We start from the raw sequence: 13,295 nt of genomic DNA, 5'->3' as shown, positions 1-13,295 counted from the left end.
TTTGCTTTTACTGCAGTTTGAAGGTAATAGGAAGAGTAAACCAAACGTTTGCTGGCTGACCATTGTTCATACCTGGAGACCACTTCGGCATGCTATTAACAACGCGAAGTGCCTCACGGTCGAGTGCCTGATCAACACCACGAACGATTTGTGCCTGACTAACGCTACCGTCACGTCCTACAACGAACTTGACAATAACACGTCCCTGCACACCATTCTCTGCTGCAACTGCTGGGTATTGGATATGAGAAGCCAACCAAGCATTTACATTAGGGAATGAAGGCATAACCTCTGCCACTGTGAAGACCTTGTTCTCAACCTCCTGCTTTGGCTCTGGTTTTGGAGCCTCAACAACAGGCTTCTCAATCTTTGGTACAATCTGTTCAGGAGTAGCAACAGTGCTACGAGCAGCAACTTCAGTACGATCTTCCGTACCTTCCTTGTTCTCAACACCGACTGCCTTGGTCTCCTTGTTCATCTTGACCATTGGTGGCATCTCTTCCTTTACATCCTTATCATCCTTGATGACAGGGGCTGTAAACTTAACAGTTGCACGCGTTTCAGGAACAACCTTTTCAGGTTCAATCTTCTTAGGTTCTTCCTTCTTCTGCTGTTTCTTACGTTCAGCCTGCTCTTTCTTAGCCTGCTCAAGAGCTGCTAACTCCATCTTTGCTGCATATTCAGCTTGAGCAGCTAATTCATCGTTGTGCTTCTTAATCTGATAAGCTAAGTAACCACCACCGAGGAATGCAGCACAAAGCAGAATAGCTAAAGCCTTGATGTTACGCTGAGAAACAGTTTTACGAAGCTTGTATGCACCGTACTCCTTGTTCTTGTCGGCGAACACCATGTCGACCCATTTAGGATCGCATAAATCTATTTTTGCCATTGTTTTCTTTCTTTAATTGTTACTATTCAGTGATTAAGCCTTTATACCTTTCTTGGCTAAGAGAGCCTTGTCTTGGTCTGTCAGCTTGTCAATGACGTAAGTTCCAATATATGAAATCTGCATTTCATCGAGGATGTCTACCAAATGACGATAAGAAGCTTGATCAGTTGGCTTGATAATGACAGTCATAGTAGAAACCTTCTTGCCATTAATCATACCAGTTTTGATCGCGGACAAATCAGCCTGATAAATACTATCTGGATAAGCCTTTGGATTTTCCTGTTTCTTACGATTCAGTTCCTTCACAGCGATGTCCATATCCTGATATGGGATAGAGACTGGATCACCTGTTGAAGGGTCACCCACCTGCTTATGCTGAAGAACGTAGCGAATACCACTTGGAGTGTTGCTCCAATCAGCTGGCTTCAACCAATTAGCGTTATCATACTCTGGTTTACCGTTACCGTAGAAGATTTTATCTCCGTCAGCAATGTAAATCGTAATAGAGTGTGACTCCTTGGCCTCATTCTTCTGAGTGTCCTTCTGAGTTTTATCATTACTTGGCATCGTCAACTCCATAGTTGAAGGCTTGCTAAGTGAAGTACAAAGCATGAAGAAGGTAATCAGCAACATAAGCATATCCACCATCGGCGTAAAGTCTACGCGGACGGTCATCTTCTTCTGCTTGCCGCCTTCTTTTCCTGTATCCATCATTTCCATACTTTGATCTCCTTACTTATTAGCTGCCTGCGCAGCCTTTTTAGCGTCCAACTGTGTGATCATATAGTAATGGCTCTCATCCATGTCTTGGAGTTCACTCATTACCTTCTTAACGGTACCATAAGGAGAATCGGAATCAGACTTGATAGCAAGTCTAACCTTAGGGTTCACCTGGCGGGCTGCGTTAACCCACTGTTGGAACTCAGTCATCTCCTGTCCTTGGATACTATCGAGAGGAATACCCATCTTAGGGAGTTCTTTACCACGCTCAGCAGCTGGCTTTGATAAATAAGCAGCTAACTTATCGAGCGGAGTACCAAATGTAGACTCAGCAACAAAAGTTTTCTTCTGTGCAGGAGTCAATGTAATGCCCATATTATCTACGATTTGTCCCAACTCATTGGTGTTATCGTAGCTCAAAAACACCTGGCCTTCGCCAGTAGGCTTTCCTGTAGGTCCCTTTTCAGGACTCACAAGAATTGTCAAGACACCATTCTCAGGCACCTTAGTTTCAGACACAGAACCTGGAGTATTTACCTTCACTGGCTCATTCTTAACGAACGTTGATGTCAGCATGAAGAAGGTAAGCAACAGGGTCATAACGTCTGACATAGGCGTCATGTCGATAAAAGTGTCATTCTTCTTAACTTTTACTTTACCCATAGCGATAAATTATTAAAGGGTTAGCAAAAATTAAGCCTCGTCTGTGTGGTTTACTTCGTATGTCTGAGCGATAGAATAACCAACCTCGTCGAGGGCAAAAGTCAACTTGTCAACCTTGTTAGAGTAGTAACCATAAGAAACTACCGCACACCAAGATGTTGCAATACCGAATGCGGTGTTGATCAACGCCTCAGAAATACCAGCAGAAAGTGCAGCAGAGTCAGCACCACCACCTGCAGCAAGAGCAGAGAACGACTTGATCATACCGGTTACAGTACCGAGAAGACCAGTAAGAGTACCAAGTGTTACGAGAGTAGCAATGATAGGGAGGTTCATTGTCAGAGTTGGCATCTCAAGCTGAGTAGCCTCCTCGTGAGCCTGCTGAATCTTAGCTACCTTCTGAGCCTTCTTAAGGTTAGCATTAGCACCAGTCTCCATATCCTTGTAAGCGTTCAAAGAAGCCTTAACAACGTTTGCTACAGAACCCTTCTGCTGATCGCAGAGCTGGTTAGCCTTAGCAAGGTCATTAGCATTAAGAGCACTCTTGATGTTTGCAACGAACTTTGGAAGGGCACCCTTACCGAAAGCAGTCTTCAAAGCCATCCAACGCTCGATAGACATAGCGAGCACTGTCAACAAGAGAGTGTGGATAACAGGAACGACTACGCCACCCTTAAAGATGGTACCCCAAACGTCTGCTGGGTTCTCACGTACTGCTCCATCCTGGAAGTGCATTGGGTTACCGAACCATGTGTAGAACAATGTGAACGCAACGACAGCGCAAACGACGATAATCCAGAATGCACCTCTAACTCCTGTGAAGCCCTCAGACTTTTTCTGTGGGACTGGTTTTTGTTGTGTAGTTGCCATAATTTGATAAAATTTTAATTTTTAGGTTATTAATGAATTAATTTGTTAATATCTTTCTGATTTATAAGCATTTGTATCTTACCGCCATTATAAAAGGGGGTTCAACACTGCTTCTTATCTCCGCAAAGATAGTAATTAAAAGAAAACTACAGCTACGATTAATAACATTTAACAGTTATAAATGTACAGTTTCTATCTCATCTTTATTACTATCTGCATTTCCGATTCCTATTTAAGTTTTGAAAGTACTTCTTTAATACGACGAAGCGCTTCCTTTATATTTTCATCACTTGTCGCATAACTCATTCTAAAACAGTCTGGAGCACCAAAAGCATCACCACCCACTGTTGCTACACATCCTTCTTCAAGAATATACATAGCAAGGTCGGATGAGTTGTTAATCACATGCTTGCCATCTGTCTTTCCAAAGAAACTGGAACATTTAGGGAAGAGATAGAATGCACCTTGTGGCACATTTACCTCAAGTCCAGGGATTTCTTTTGCCAGACTAACAATCAAATCACGGCGGCGACGGAATGTCTCTCGATACTCAGTTACACAAGCTTGATCCTCAACATATGCCGCAACAGCAGCCATCTGACTTACGCTACATGTACCTGACGTATATTGTCCTTGCAACTTATTGAGACCTTTTACAATCCACTCTGGTGCTGCTACCCAACCGATTCTCCAGCCAGTCATAGCATAAGCCTTACTAACTCCGTTACAAAGAATCGTACGTTCTTTCATTCCAGAACAAGATGCGATACTGCAATGGCCACCTATATAACTAATGTGTTCGTAAATCTCATCTGAAAGAACAAACAAGTCTTCATGTGCCAAGACAACCTTTGACAAAGCCTCCAACTCCTCTGCAGTATAAACACTACCAGTAGGATTACTTGGAGAGCAAAGAATTATCATCTTTGTCTTTGGTGTAATAGCCTCTTCTAACTGCTCTGCGGTAATCTTAAAGTCTTGCTCAATTCCTGCAGAAACAATAACAGGAACACCGCCAGCGAGTTTAACCATCTGTGGATAGCTCACCCAATAAGGTGCAGGAATAATCACCTCATCACCTGGATTCACCAAAGCCAAAACAGCATTGCAAACGCCTTGCTTACCACCAGTACCGACAATAATCTCTGATGCAGCATAATCAAGATTGTTTTCATCTTTCAGCTTCTTTGAGATAGCCTCTCTCAAAGCAGGATAACCAGGAACAGGAGAATACTTAGAGAAGTTATCATCAATAGCCTTTTTGCCCGCCTCCTTAACATGATCAGGAGTCATGAAGTCTGGTTCTCCCACACTCATGTTGATAACATCAATTCCCTGCGCTTTCATTTCACTACTCTTCTGTGACATTGCTAATGTCTCAGAAGGCGCCAATCGATTTAAACGATCTGATAGTTGTGCCATTTCGAACCTTATCTTTCTTTATAAATAATATCAAGTACAAAAGTACGCAAAATCATTTTGATAACGCAACTTTTCTTTCTTTATTTTATCTATATAACATTTTTACTGCCGATTTGACAGTTTAAATTAAACAATTATATAATAAATGAACTCTTTATAAACAAAACTATAAAAGGATATAACAATGGCATTCTTTTAAGCCTACAAATTAAGAATCCCACCACAGAGAAACAAGTCATTTCTCTATAGTGGGATTCATTATAAGACTTATCTTAAATCCTTCCTATTTGTTATTACACTTACAGATGCAAGTCGTGTCCCATACGATCACGCTTGGTTTTCAGATAGCGATAGTCAAACTTATTTGGAGTTATCTCAATAGGTACATTCTCCTCAATCTCTAAGCCATAAGCCTCAAGGCCTACTCGCTTCGTTGGATTGTTTGTTATCAAACGCATCTTATGAACACCAAGATGGCGCAACATCTGTGCTCCACAACCATAATCGCGTTCGTCTGGACGGAAACCAAGATGAAGGTTAGCCTCAACCGTATCAAGACCTTGCTCTTGCAACTTATAGGCTGCAATCTTATTCATCAAACCAATGCCACGACCTTCCTGCTGCATATAGATGATAACACCCTTGCCTTCTTTCTCAATCATCTCCATCGCCTTATGAAGTTGTTCGCCACAATCACAACGCTGACTACCAAGGATGTCACCCGTTGCACATGATGAGTGCACGCGTACGAGTACAGGTTCGTTTTCTTTCCATGTACCCTTGATAAGTGCCATGTGTTCCAAGCCATTTGCTTGACGGAATGGAATCAAGTGAAACATACCATATTCAGTAGGGAGTTCTACTTCCTCACCAACGACAATACTTGTTTCCTTCTTCAAACGATAGGCAATAATGTCCTTGATACTGATAATCTTCATACCCCATTCCTTTGCACGCTTCTGCAAATCAGGCATACGAGCCATCGTACCATCTTCGTTCATAATCTCCATTAACACACCAGCTGGGAAACAACCTGCAAGCTTACAGAGGTCAACAGCAGCTTCAGTATGACCCGAACGACGCAAAACACCATTATCCTGAGCATAAAGTGGATTGACATGTCCAGGACGGCCAAAAGTCTGAGGAGTAGAATTAGGATCAGCCAAAGCCTTAATTGTTTCAGCACGGTCGTGTGTAGACACACCTGTTGAACAGCCTTCCAACTTATCAACCGTAACGGTGAAAGGAGTCCCAAGTACTGAAGTGTTATCAGAAACCTGATGAGGTAAATCTAATTCTTCCGCACGTGATATCGTTATAGGAACACAAAGCACACCTCGTGCATTCTTCAACATGAAGTTAACCTTCTCTGGCGTTATCATTTCTGCAGCCATAATAAGGTCGCCTTCATTCTCTCGGTCTTCATCATCTACTACGATAACGAACTTTCCTTCCCGAAAGTCTTTCAGTGCATCCTCGATGCTATCGAGTTTAAAATCTTCCATATAGTTACTGATTTATATTGTTTTTATCAATAGCCCCTTGCTTCTTCTTTTTCCTTTATACGTTGTATCTCTGCGATAATCGTATCATTACAGCTGATAATAGTACGAAGGTCGCGATAAAGACGTAAGCGGAAACGCCACATTCGGAAGTAGAAGAAAATACCAGCAGGCACTATAACTGCTGCAAGAATGTTCGACCACTTATGATCGAATGGTCTTGTATGTGCCTTTACTGCTAATATTGGGTATTTATTTAATTCTGCCATGATGACTTTATTACGCGTATTGCCTAAGTCTTCTATGACATTTTCAAGTTCATCATTAATCTTCTCAATGACATGATCTGTATGATAGCGGAAGAACACCTTTATAATATTAGGCGCAGACTTCAACCTGCGTGTCTTAGCATACTCCGTAATTCTTACGTTCAAATCATTAAGTTGTTCTGCAGCCTTGCTATAATCAGGGTCATTTAAGATAACCTCCTTGCTGGCCACACTACGTTTCACACGCATTCCAAACATCTTCATCAACATATTCTTATACATATCCGCATTGAACACTGTTGAATCATTGTTCGCCTTGTAGGTAAAGAATACAGCCATTGGGATAAGAACAGCCATAGACAATCCTTTACCAAACCATATCGCCCAGTCTCCCTGACGTGACATTCGATAACCAGTATTATCGAGGATATAAAAAATAATGAATACGATAACGCTGATAATGATAGGAATACCCAATCCTCCCTTACGGATAATCGCACCAAGTGGAGCTCCGATAAAGAAGAAGATAATACATATCAACGACAAGGTGAACTTGTTAATCGTCTCAATATCATGTAGACGGATTAGCCTATCACCATCGCTGGTTATCATACTCTTAAAATCAAGGTCGCTAACTTCTTGCTGAACGGTAGACAACGCTTGGTCAATAACATAACGACGCTGGTCTGCAGGAAGCTTTTTAAATACCGAGTCTACGTTAAATGCCTTTTCTCCCGACAGTTTAATTGTCTGTTTCTTATCTGAAGCTTTAAGATTAGGTTCTCGATAATAAACAGTCTGCGCATCCTTATAAAAAGCATTACCCACACTATCATAAACATGCACTAAGGAGTCTTTGTCGTGCTGTATCTTCTGAATACTCTTCGTACGGGCATCGTTAGAGATACCAGCCATGTCCGTAAGATTGAAGTCACCATCGAAATCAAGAACTATATGCTTGTGTGCAAATGTCTCTCGACGATATGGAACACTGGCACTATTTCCCATTTCCTGTGAGCGCATATTCTCAAACCACTCGCCACTCCATAGGTTCAGAACAAGATGTTTCTTATCCGCTGTAGACTGCAACATACCTGAGTCTGCAAGGATAATAGCCTGATCTTCGTAGCTATCCGTCATTCGGTACACCATAATATTATATAGGTGACCAGTCTTCAAGTCTTTCTTCTCTACATAGAGGTTGGTTTGTGGAATACCATCATAGAAGATTCCTTCTGGGATTTCCAACTCAGGACTCTTCTGCTTCATAGAGATAAGCAGTTGGGCTATATGTTTATGTGCTATTGGTCCTACGTTATTTTGGAAGTAAAAAGAACCAAAAGCAATAAAAATACTAACAACAATCAGTCCTCTAAACGACTGAATCAAAGAGATACCAGCTGCTTTTATTGCTGTCAACTCTGAACTTTCGCCAAGGTTACCATAAGAAATAAGCGATGAAAGAAGAATTGCCAAAGGAAGTGCCTGTGGCACCATCATCAAGCTCATATACCAAAAGAATTGTCCAAGAACATCCATTGACAATCCTTTTCCAATCAAGTCATCAACATATCGCCACAAGAACTGCATCATCAACACAAACAAGCTGATGAAGAATGTTCCCATGAAAAGCATGCCAAACTGCTTGGCAATGAATATATCTAACTTCTTGATTTGAAACATGATATAATAACGAGGTTCTTATCCTCCCTTATTTTATGTGCGAAGCTATTACGAATAAAAGCAAAGAAATCTTGCTTTTTATCTGTAAAATACGACTTACCTTTTGCAAAATTACATAAAAATATCAGAGTAATGGTCTTTTTTAGTATTTTTATTCTTTTACCAGCGTCTTTCCTTTTATAACATCTACCCTCCTCTACCCTTTACTCTTTTGTTTATACATCTTCTCCATAAAGCGCTACAACTTCAAAAGAAGTAACACTGAAAAGGCTCTTTCTTTCTCTATCTGTACAATATACTGAGTAAACAAAGAACATCATTCCACTCTTACAACCTCTCTAAACAACAGAATAGAGTATATGGACGGCTACTTCAACGTCGTGTCATATACCCTATTCCGATTACAATATATTTATAAAAGATTACATTCCTGTTATACGATGTAGGCGGTCTATATTCTGATTCCAAAGTTGTTCCAAACCTTCCACATCATCATCATCAGCGAAGTCAGTAACCAACAGATGATAGTTGCCAGCAATCTCGCTATGAAACATCTTCATTTCCCAATAAGAATCACTATCAGACGAGTCCCAATGAAAACGTATATAATTGTTTTTTACCATTTCGACAACTGTTGCTGTATGTGTATCGTGTTCACGTAGCGGGTCACCCCAAATAAAGGTTGCCACATCTTCATTAATCGTTACTTCATCTGCCAACCATTTCATCAAACCAATTGGTGTGCTAATCAGTGCCCACACAGCACTGCCCGAACGTGTTTTCAATTCGTATTCCAGTTCGATTTTCTTACTCATCTTCAATTATTACGTTTAATATTATTCTTTTTACAACTCTTTTTTTCTGCTATCAACGCTTCAAAAACATTCTATTAAAAGACATTCTTCATACAAGTCAGTTTTTAGCAGTTGTACAAATAGTCCTTAGAAACAACATAGTCTACATCATGTTAGAACTATAATTCTCTTTTCATGCGCCATACAGAAGGACATATCTTTAACGAATAAAGCCCCATTTTATTGCCTTTCAAACAAACTAACAGATAAATCCGTCAGTAATATTACAAGCCAAGAAATACAGTTATCACACAAAATAACAACATGTTATATAGTCGTTTATTCCTATTATCAGGTGCAAATATATAACTTTTTATCGAATATCCGTTAAAAAAACGACTTAATATTTGCGAGTATGATATTTTCTTCATACCTTTGCACCCGCTTTCAAGAACGAAAGTTAAATGGACGGCGGGATAGCTCAGTTGGTTAGAGCGTCGGATTCATAATCCGGAGGTCCGGGGATCGTAGCCCCGTCCCGCTACAAAAAGGTTGATAATCATTATGATTACCAACCTTTTTTGTTTTCTACACAACCCAATGCACGTCTCAACATGAGTTTAAGCAGACAGGAAAGATCTTATTATAAAGCTATTCTTAACTTCATCGTACATACACATATCTTACAAGAATATTTTTATTTCATTTTCCTATCACTTTTAACACTTCGTTTATTCCTCTGTAAAATAACAAGTTAAGCACATACAACAAATGACAGCAGTGACAGCAAATTGAATTTCAACAATTGCCCAAGCAGCTCCACAAACTAAATGTGTATCCACACTAAAAATCTACTGTTCTACGAAAACTTATCAGGAAGTAGCAACTATTCATAGCATTCGCAATAGCTCCTACCAATAATTCCCATTACAAACTATCACAAAACTTACAAGGCGAGCCTTTCGACTCGCCTTGTGAATTTAATCAGTAACAGGTTATAAAACCTTATGGAAGGCTGATAGCCTCACTTGGACAAACTGATGCACAAGTACCACACTCAGTACAAGCGTCTGCATCAATTTTATAGATATCACCCTCAGAGATTGCCTCTACTGGACATTCGTCGATACATGTACCACAAGCGATACAATCATTACCAATTACGTAAGCCATAATATAAATAATTTATAATGTTAATAATGTTCTTGTATTACAAATAGGCTCAATACCTAAATTTGATGATGCAAAGGTAGAAATAATTTTTTGAATACCTAAACATATTGATAAAAATTACAAATATTTAGACGGCATAAAAATAAAAAACATGAAATATATTTCATAGCAACTCACTAACAATCTGACCATTACACAACTTTTTGAAACAATTATAAACAACAGATTAACCTCTATTTAGCCAAAACATCCTTTCCACTCCCTACCTAAAAAGGATGAGAAGGCAGAAAAGTTGGACGAGAACTTTATTAATATAGACAATAAAACCAGTAGAAATACGTTTGAAGATTAATTATGAAAAGAATATTAGTAGCCCTCATCCTATTGGCTTCTGTGCTTACAATCCACGCACAGGAACGAAGAGTGCAGAACCGCCCTTATACGGATCTGCGTGATTTTCATTTCGGAGTGCTCGTTGGTACACATCTGCAAGACCTTGAACTTAACAATGTTGGACCACAGATGGTCGACCTTGATGATGGCAACGGAGTGGTTCAGAAGATTGTTTCAGCCGACCAAGACCGTTGGGATGCTGGATTCACTGTGGGTGTATTGGGTGAGTTGCGCCTCAATTCTACCTTTCAGTTGCGTATGGCTCCTGCTATGTACTTTGGCACTCGACATCTGACTTTCCGTAATATCACAGACCTTAACACACAAGGAGAGCCTACAGAGCAGGTACAAGAACTCAAAACGGCATACGTTTCTTGCGCTTTCGATCTCATTGCAGCCGCTCCTCGCTTTAATAATCATCGCCCTTACGTGATGTTAGGATTAAACCCTATGCTCAACCTTTCAGGTAAGGACAATGATTATATCAAGCTCAAACGTAGCGATGTCTTCGTAGAAGTAGGACTTGGATGTGACTTCTACCTCCCTTATTTTAAACTACGTCCAGAGTTAAAGTTCATGTATAGTCTTATGAATAGTCTTGACAAGAGTCATGCAAAGAACCTCCAAGACAAGAATATGCTCATGTACACCAACTCTGTTAACGAAACACGAGCTAAGATGATAGCACTTACTTTCTACTTCGAGTAGATCCTTTATTTGTCAAGCAAATAGACATGGCATAAAAGATTTATAACGAAGAAAGACTTATCAAAAGCAAACAGAATCTATGCAATTTTGAAGTTGAACTCCAAAATTGCATAGATTTTTTTATTAAAACACACTTTTCGCTTGTACACATGCCTTTTTTTATGTAATTTTGGAGTTGAACTTCAAATTTACATAAACTTATGACCGATTATATACATCGCAAAATAGAGGAAACGATACTTGAGGCATCAAAATACTTCTCCGTGATAGCTGTCTCTGGACCACGTCAATCAGGCAAGAGTACATTGTTAACTCAATTATTCCCACTCTACGAGAAATACAGTCTAAAGGATCTCAACATTCTTGATTACGCAAAGAATGATCCCATAGCCTTCCTTAATCAGACAGATGAAGGAATGTTTATTGACGAGATACAAAGGTGTCCTCAACTATTAGACTACATACAAGGCATTGTAGATAACAATCCCAAGAGACATTTCGCATTGTCAGGAAGTTCGAATTTCGAGGTAATGAAGAACTTATCAGAATCTCTTGCTGGTCGTGCAGGGGTGTTCGAACTGTTGCCAATGTCCATACAGGAGGTTACAGGAAAGGTTGATTTAGACAATCTAAATCAAATCCTTTACAACGGGCTCTACCCTTCTATCTGTGCAAAGAAGAATATTGCTAAGTTCTTTTACCCCTCTTATGTTAGGACATACTTGGAGAAAGACGTAAGAGATCTCCTACAGATAAAAGACCAAATACGCTTCACAAAGTTCTTGAAACTGTGTGCAGCACGAATAGGCTCACTCTTCAACGCTTCTGAATTAGGTGCAGAGGTAGGCGTAAGTTCCAAGACTATCAGCCACTGGCTTTCTGTCTTGCAGGCTTCTTACCTCATAACGCTCCTCCCACCCTACTATGAGAACATTCCAAAAAGACTGGTGAAGAGCCCTAAACTCTATTTCAACGACCCAGGACTGGCCTGTTATCTACTCGACATCGAGAGTCCTCAACAGTTAGACAGGGATAAGATGCGTGGTGCTATCTTTGAGAATATGATTGTAATGGAGGCCATCAAGCATCGATATAACATGGGATTAGAGGGTGGAGTATTCTTCTATCGCGACTCTAATCAGAATGAAGTTGACCTCTTAATCAAGCAGGGAGGGGAACTAACAGCCATTGAAGTGAAGTCTTCTATGACTTATAGTTCATCTTTCGAGAAGGCACTCACGCAGATTGAAGGCTGGATAAAGACCCCCATAAGTAAGAAGGCTATAGTCTACTCTGGCGACTTTGAGAACACGAGTGGCAACATCAACCTTATCAACTATCGCCATATTTCTTCCATTCTCTGAGTCTTTATTATTCAAGACAAGGTACTATTTCTCTGATACAGAGGCTCTCCTCTTCTTTTCTCTATGCCAAACAGGTAGATAATAAAAGATGTTAAAAAATGGAGGATTTAGTTTCAAAATATAAAGAAAACAGTATCTTTGGTGCATTTCTAATCGTAAACAAAAGTAGTTATGAGAAAGTTTATTATCCTTCTTTGTGCACTCCTTGCAAGTATAAACATCAGCGCACAGACTAAAGAAAAACAAGATAGTCTGAACATACCAGTGTTTCTTGTAGATGGAGTTGAGGTACAGAACATCGATAACCTTGACCAAAAAGACATCATTAGTGTGAATGTTATCAAAAACGGTGACTTCAACAAGCTATTTTATCCACGTACTGGCGGCGTGATGCTGATTACAACAAAATCAAAAAAATATCTGAAGCCTATCATTCAAAAGTATCAGGAAAATATGAAGAAAGCAAAGGGCGACAGGAAGCCTGGTGAGATTTACATAAGATAAAGGTGCACACAAACACCTTTCATAATACGAGAACGCTATCAGGCTATAGCTTTTTACATCGTAATCAATGTCCAATAGTAGCTGAATAATCGTAACTGCTACTATTGGGATTGGTTCTTGTAAATAAACGAGATTGATTACATCAAATTAATACCATGCATAAAACAAAAAACAAATAGATACGATAGCTGCTTCAACAAACAACTTGTTCCCTTATTAAACACTATTTGTAAACTATTTTCACGCAAATCAAATCTAATATATGCTCTTTTGGCTTCTAAAAGACGCCTAATTGACTTGCAAAAGGTGCCCTTTTGAAGTTTTACTAACGCCCTTTTGAA

At 39.8% G+C, this 13,295-nt stretch carries 12 protein-coding genes and 1 tRNA gene; 4 read left to right on the top strand and 9 right to left on the bottom strand.

Going from position 1 to position 13,295, the window contains the following annotated elements; genetic code table 11:
• Positions 1-7 precede the first annotated feature (7 nt).
• From HMPREF1505_RS10760 to HMPREF1505_RS10725, 8 genes are all read right to left on the bottom strand, one after another.
• Positions 8-889, bottom strand: coding sequence for an energy transducer TonB (locus tag HMPREF1505_RS10760; RefSeq protein ID WP_013263863.1), 882 nt, complete (start codon positions 887-889; stop codon positions 8-10).
• 33 nt (positions 890-922) lie between these two features.
• Positions 923-1,609, bottom strand: a complete 687-nt coding sequence (locus HMPREF1505_RS10755; protein ID WP_013264757.1) for a biopolymer transporter ExbD — start codon at positions 1,607-1,609, stop codon at positions 923-925.
• A gap of 12 nt (positions 1,610-1,621) precedes the next feature.
• Positions 1,622-2,272 carry a biopolymer transporter ExbD gene (locus HMPREF1505_RS10750; protein ID WP_004360426.1) on the bottom strand — a complete coding sequence of 217 codons (651 nt, stop codon included), beginning with the start codon at positions 2,270-2,272 and terminating at the stop codon, positions 1,622-1,624.
• Positions 2,273-2,302: 30 nt separating this feature from the next.
• Complete coding sequence (locus HMPREF1505_RS10745; RefSeq protein ID WP_013264978.1) at positions 2,303-3,142, bottom strand: MotA/TolQ/ExbB proton channel family protein; 840 nt, start codon at positions 3,140-3,142, stop codon at positions 2,303-2,305.
• 228 nt (positions 3,143-3,370) lie between these two features.
• Positions 3,371-4,564, bottom strand: coding sequence for a pyridoxal phosphate-dependent aminotransferase (locus HMPREF1505_RS10740; protein ID WP_036925284.1), 1,194 nt, complete (start codon positions 4,562-4,564; stop codon positions 3,371-3,373).
• Between the two features lie 299 nt (positions 4,565-4,863).
• Entirely contained in the window at positions 4,864-6,069 is a 1,206-nt protein-coding gene (locus tag HMPREF1505_RS10735; protein ID WP_036925282.1) for a bifunctional 3,4-dihydroxy-2-butanone-4-phosphate synthase/GTP cyclohydrolase II, read from the bottom strand.
• A gap of 26 nt (positions 6,070-6,095) precedes the next feature.
• On the bottom strand, positions 6,096-8,018 hold the full coding sequence (locus HMPREF1505_RS10730) for an LptF/LptG family permease (RefSeq protein ID WP_036925280.1): 1,923 nt from the start codon (positions 8,016-8,018) through the stop codon (positions 6,096-6,098).
• Between the two features lie 422 nt (positions 8,019-8,440).
• The gene (locus tag HMPREF1505_RS10725; RefSeq protein WP_036925279.1) at positions 8,441-8,833 is read right to left on the bottom strand and encodes an START-like domain-containing protein; all 393 of its coding nucleotides are present in this window, start codon (positions 8,831-8,833) and stop codon (positions 8,441-8,443) included.
• Positions 8,834-9,282: 449 nt separating this feature from the next.
• Between HMPREF1505_RS10725 and HMPREF1505_RS10720 the strand changes: the two genes are divergently transcribed.
• Positions 9,283-9,356: transfer RNA gene (locus HMPREF1505_RS10720), tRNA-Met, on the top strand.
• 461 nt (positions 9,357-9,817) lie between these two features.
• Here HMPREF1505_RS10720 and HMPREF1505_RS10715 read toward each other — a convergent pair.
• Positions 9,818-9,985 (bottom strand): DUF362 domain-containing protein, encoded by a 168-nt coding sequence (locus tag HMPREF1505_RS10715; protein WP_004360420.1) that lies wholly within the window; start codon positions 9,983-9,985, stop codon positions 9,818-9,820.
• Positions 9,986-10,339: 354 nt separating this feature from the next.
• On the opposite strand from HMPREF1505_RS10715, the gene HMPREF1505_RS10710 reads away from it, so the two are divergent.
• From HMPREF1505_RS10710 to HMPREF1505_RS10700, 3 genes are all read left to right on the top strand, one after another.
• Positions 10,340-11,086: a porin family protein gene (locus HMPREF1505_RS10710; protein ID WP_036925277.1), complete on the top strand. Its 747-nt coding sequence runs from the start codon at positions 10,340-10,342 to the stop codon at positions 11,084-11,086.
• 200 nt (positions 11,087-11,286) lie between these two features.
• The gene (locus tag HMPREF1505_RS10705) at positions 11,287-12,450 is read left to right on the top strand and encodes an ATP-binding protein (RefSeq protein WP_036925276.1); all 1,164 of its coding nucleotides are present in this window, start codon (positions 11,287-11,289) and stop codon (positions 12,448-12,450) included.
• A gap of 171 nt (positions 12,451-12,621) precedes the next feature.
• The gene (locus HMPREF1505_RS10700) at positions 12,622-12,954 is read left to right on the top strand and encodes a hypothetical protein (RefSeq protein ID WP_036925275.1); all 333 of its coding nucleotides are present in this window, start codon (positions 12,622-12,624) and stop codon (positions 12,952-12,954) included.
• Positions 12,955-13,295: the final 341 nt, after the last annotated feature.

The organism is Prevotella sp. ICM33 (assembly GCF_000517825.1).
Classification (GTDB): domain Bacteria; phylum Bacteroidota; class Bacteroidia; order Bacteroidales; family Bacteroidaceae; genus Prevotella; species Prevotella melaninogenica.
The sequence above is the reverse complement of the archived record's forward strand: the minus strand, read 5'-3'. Positions and strand labels throughout refer to the sequence as shown.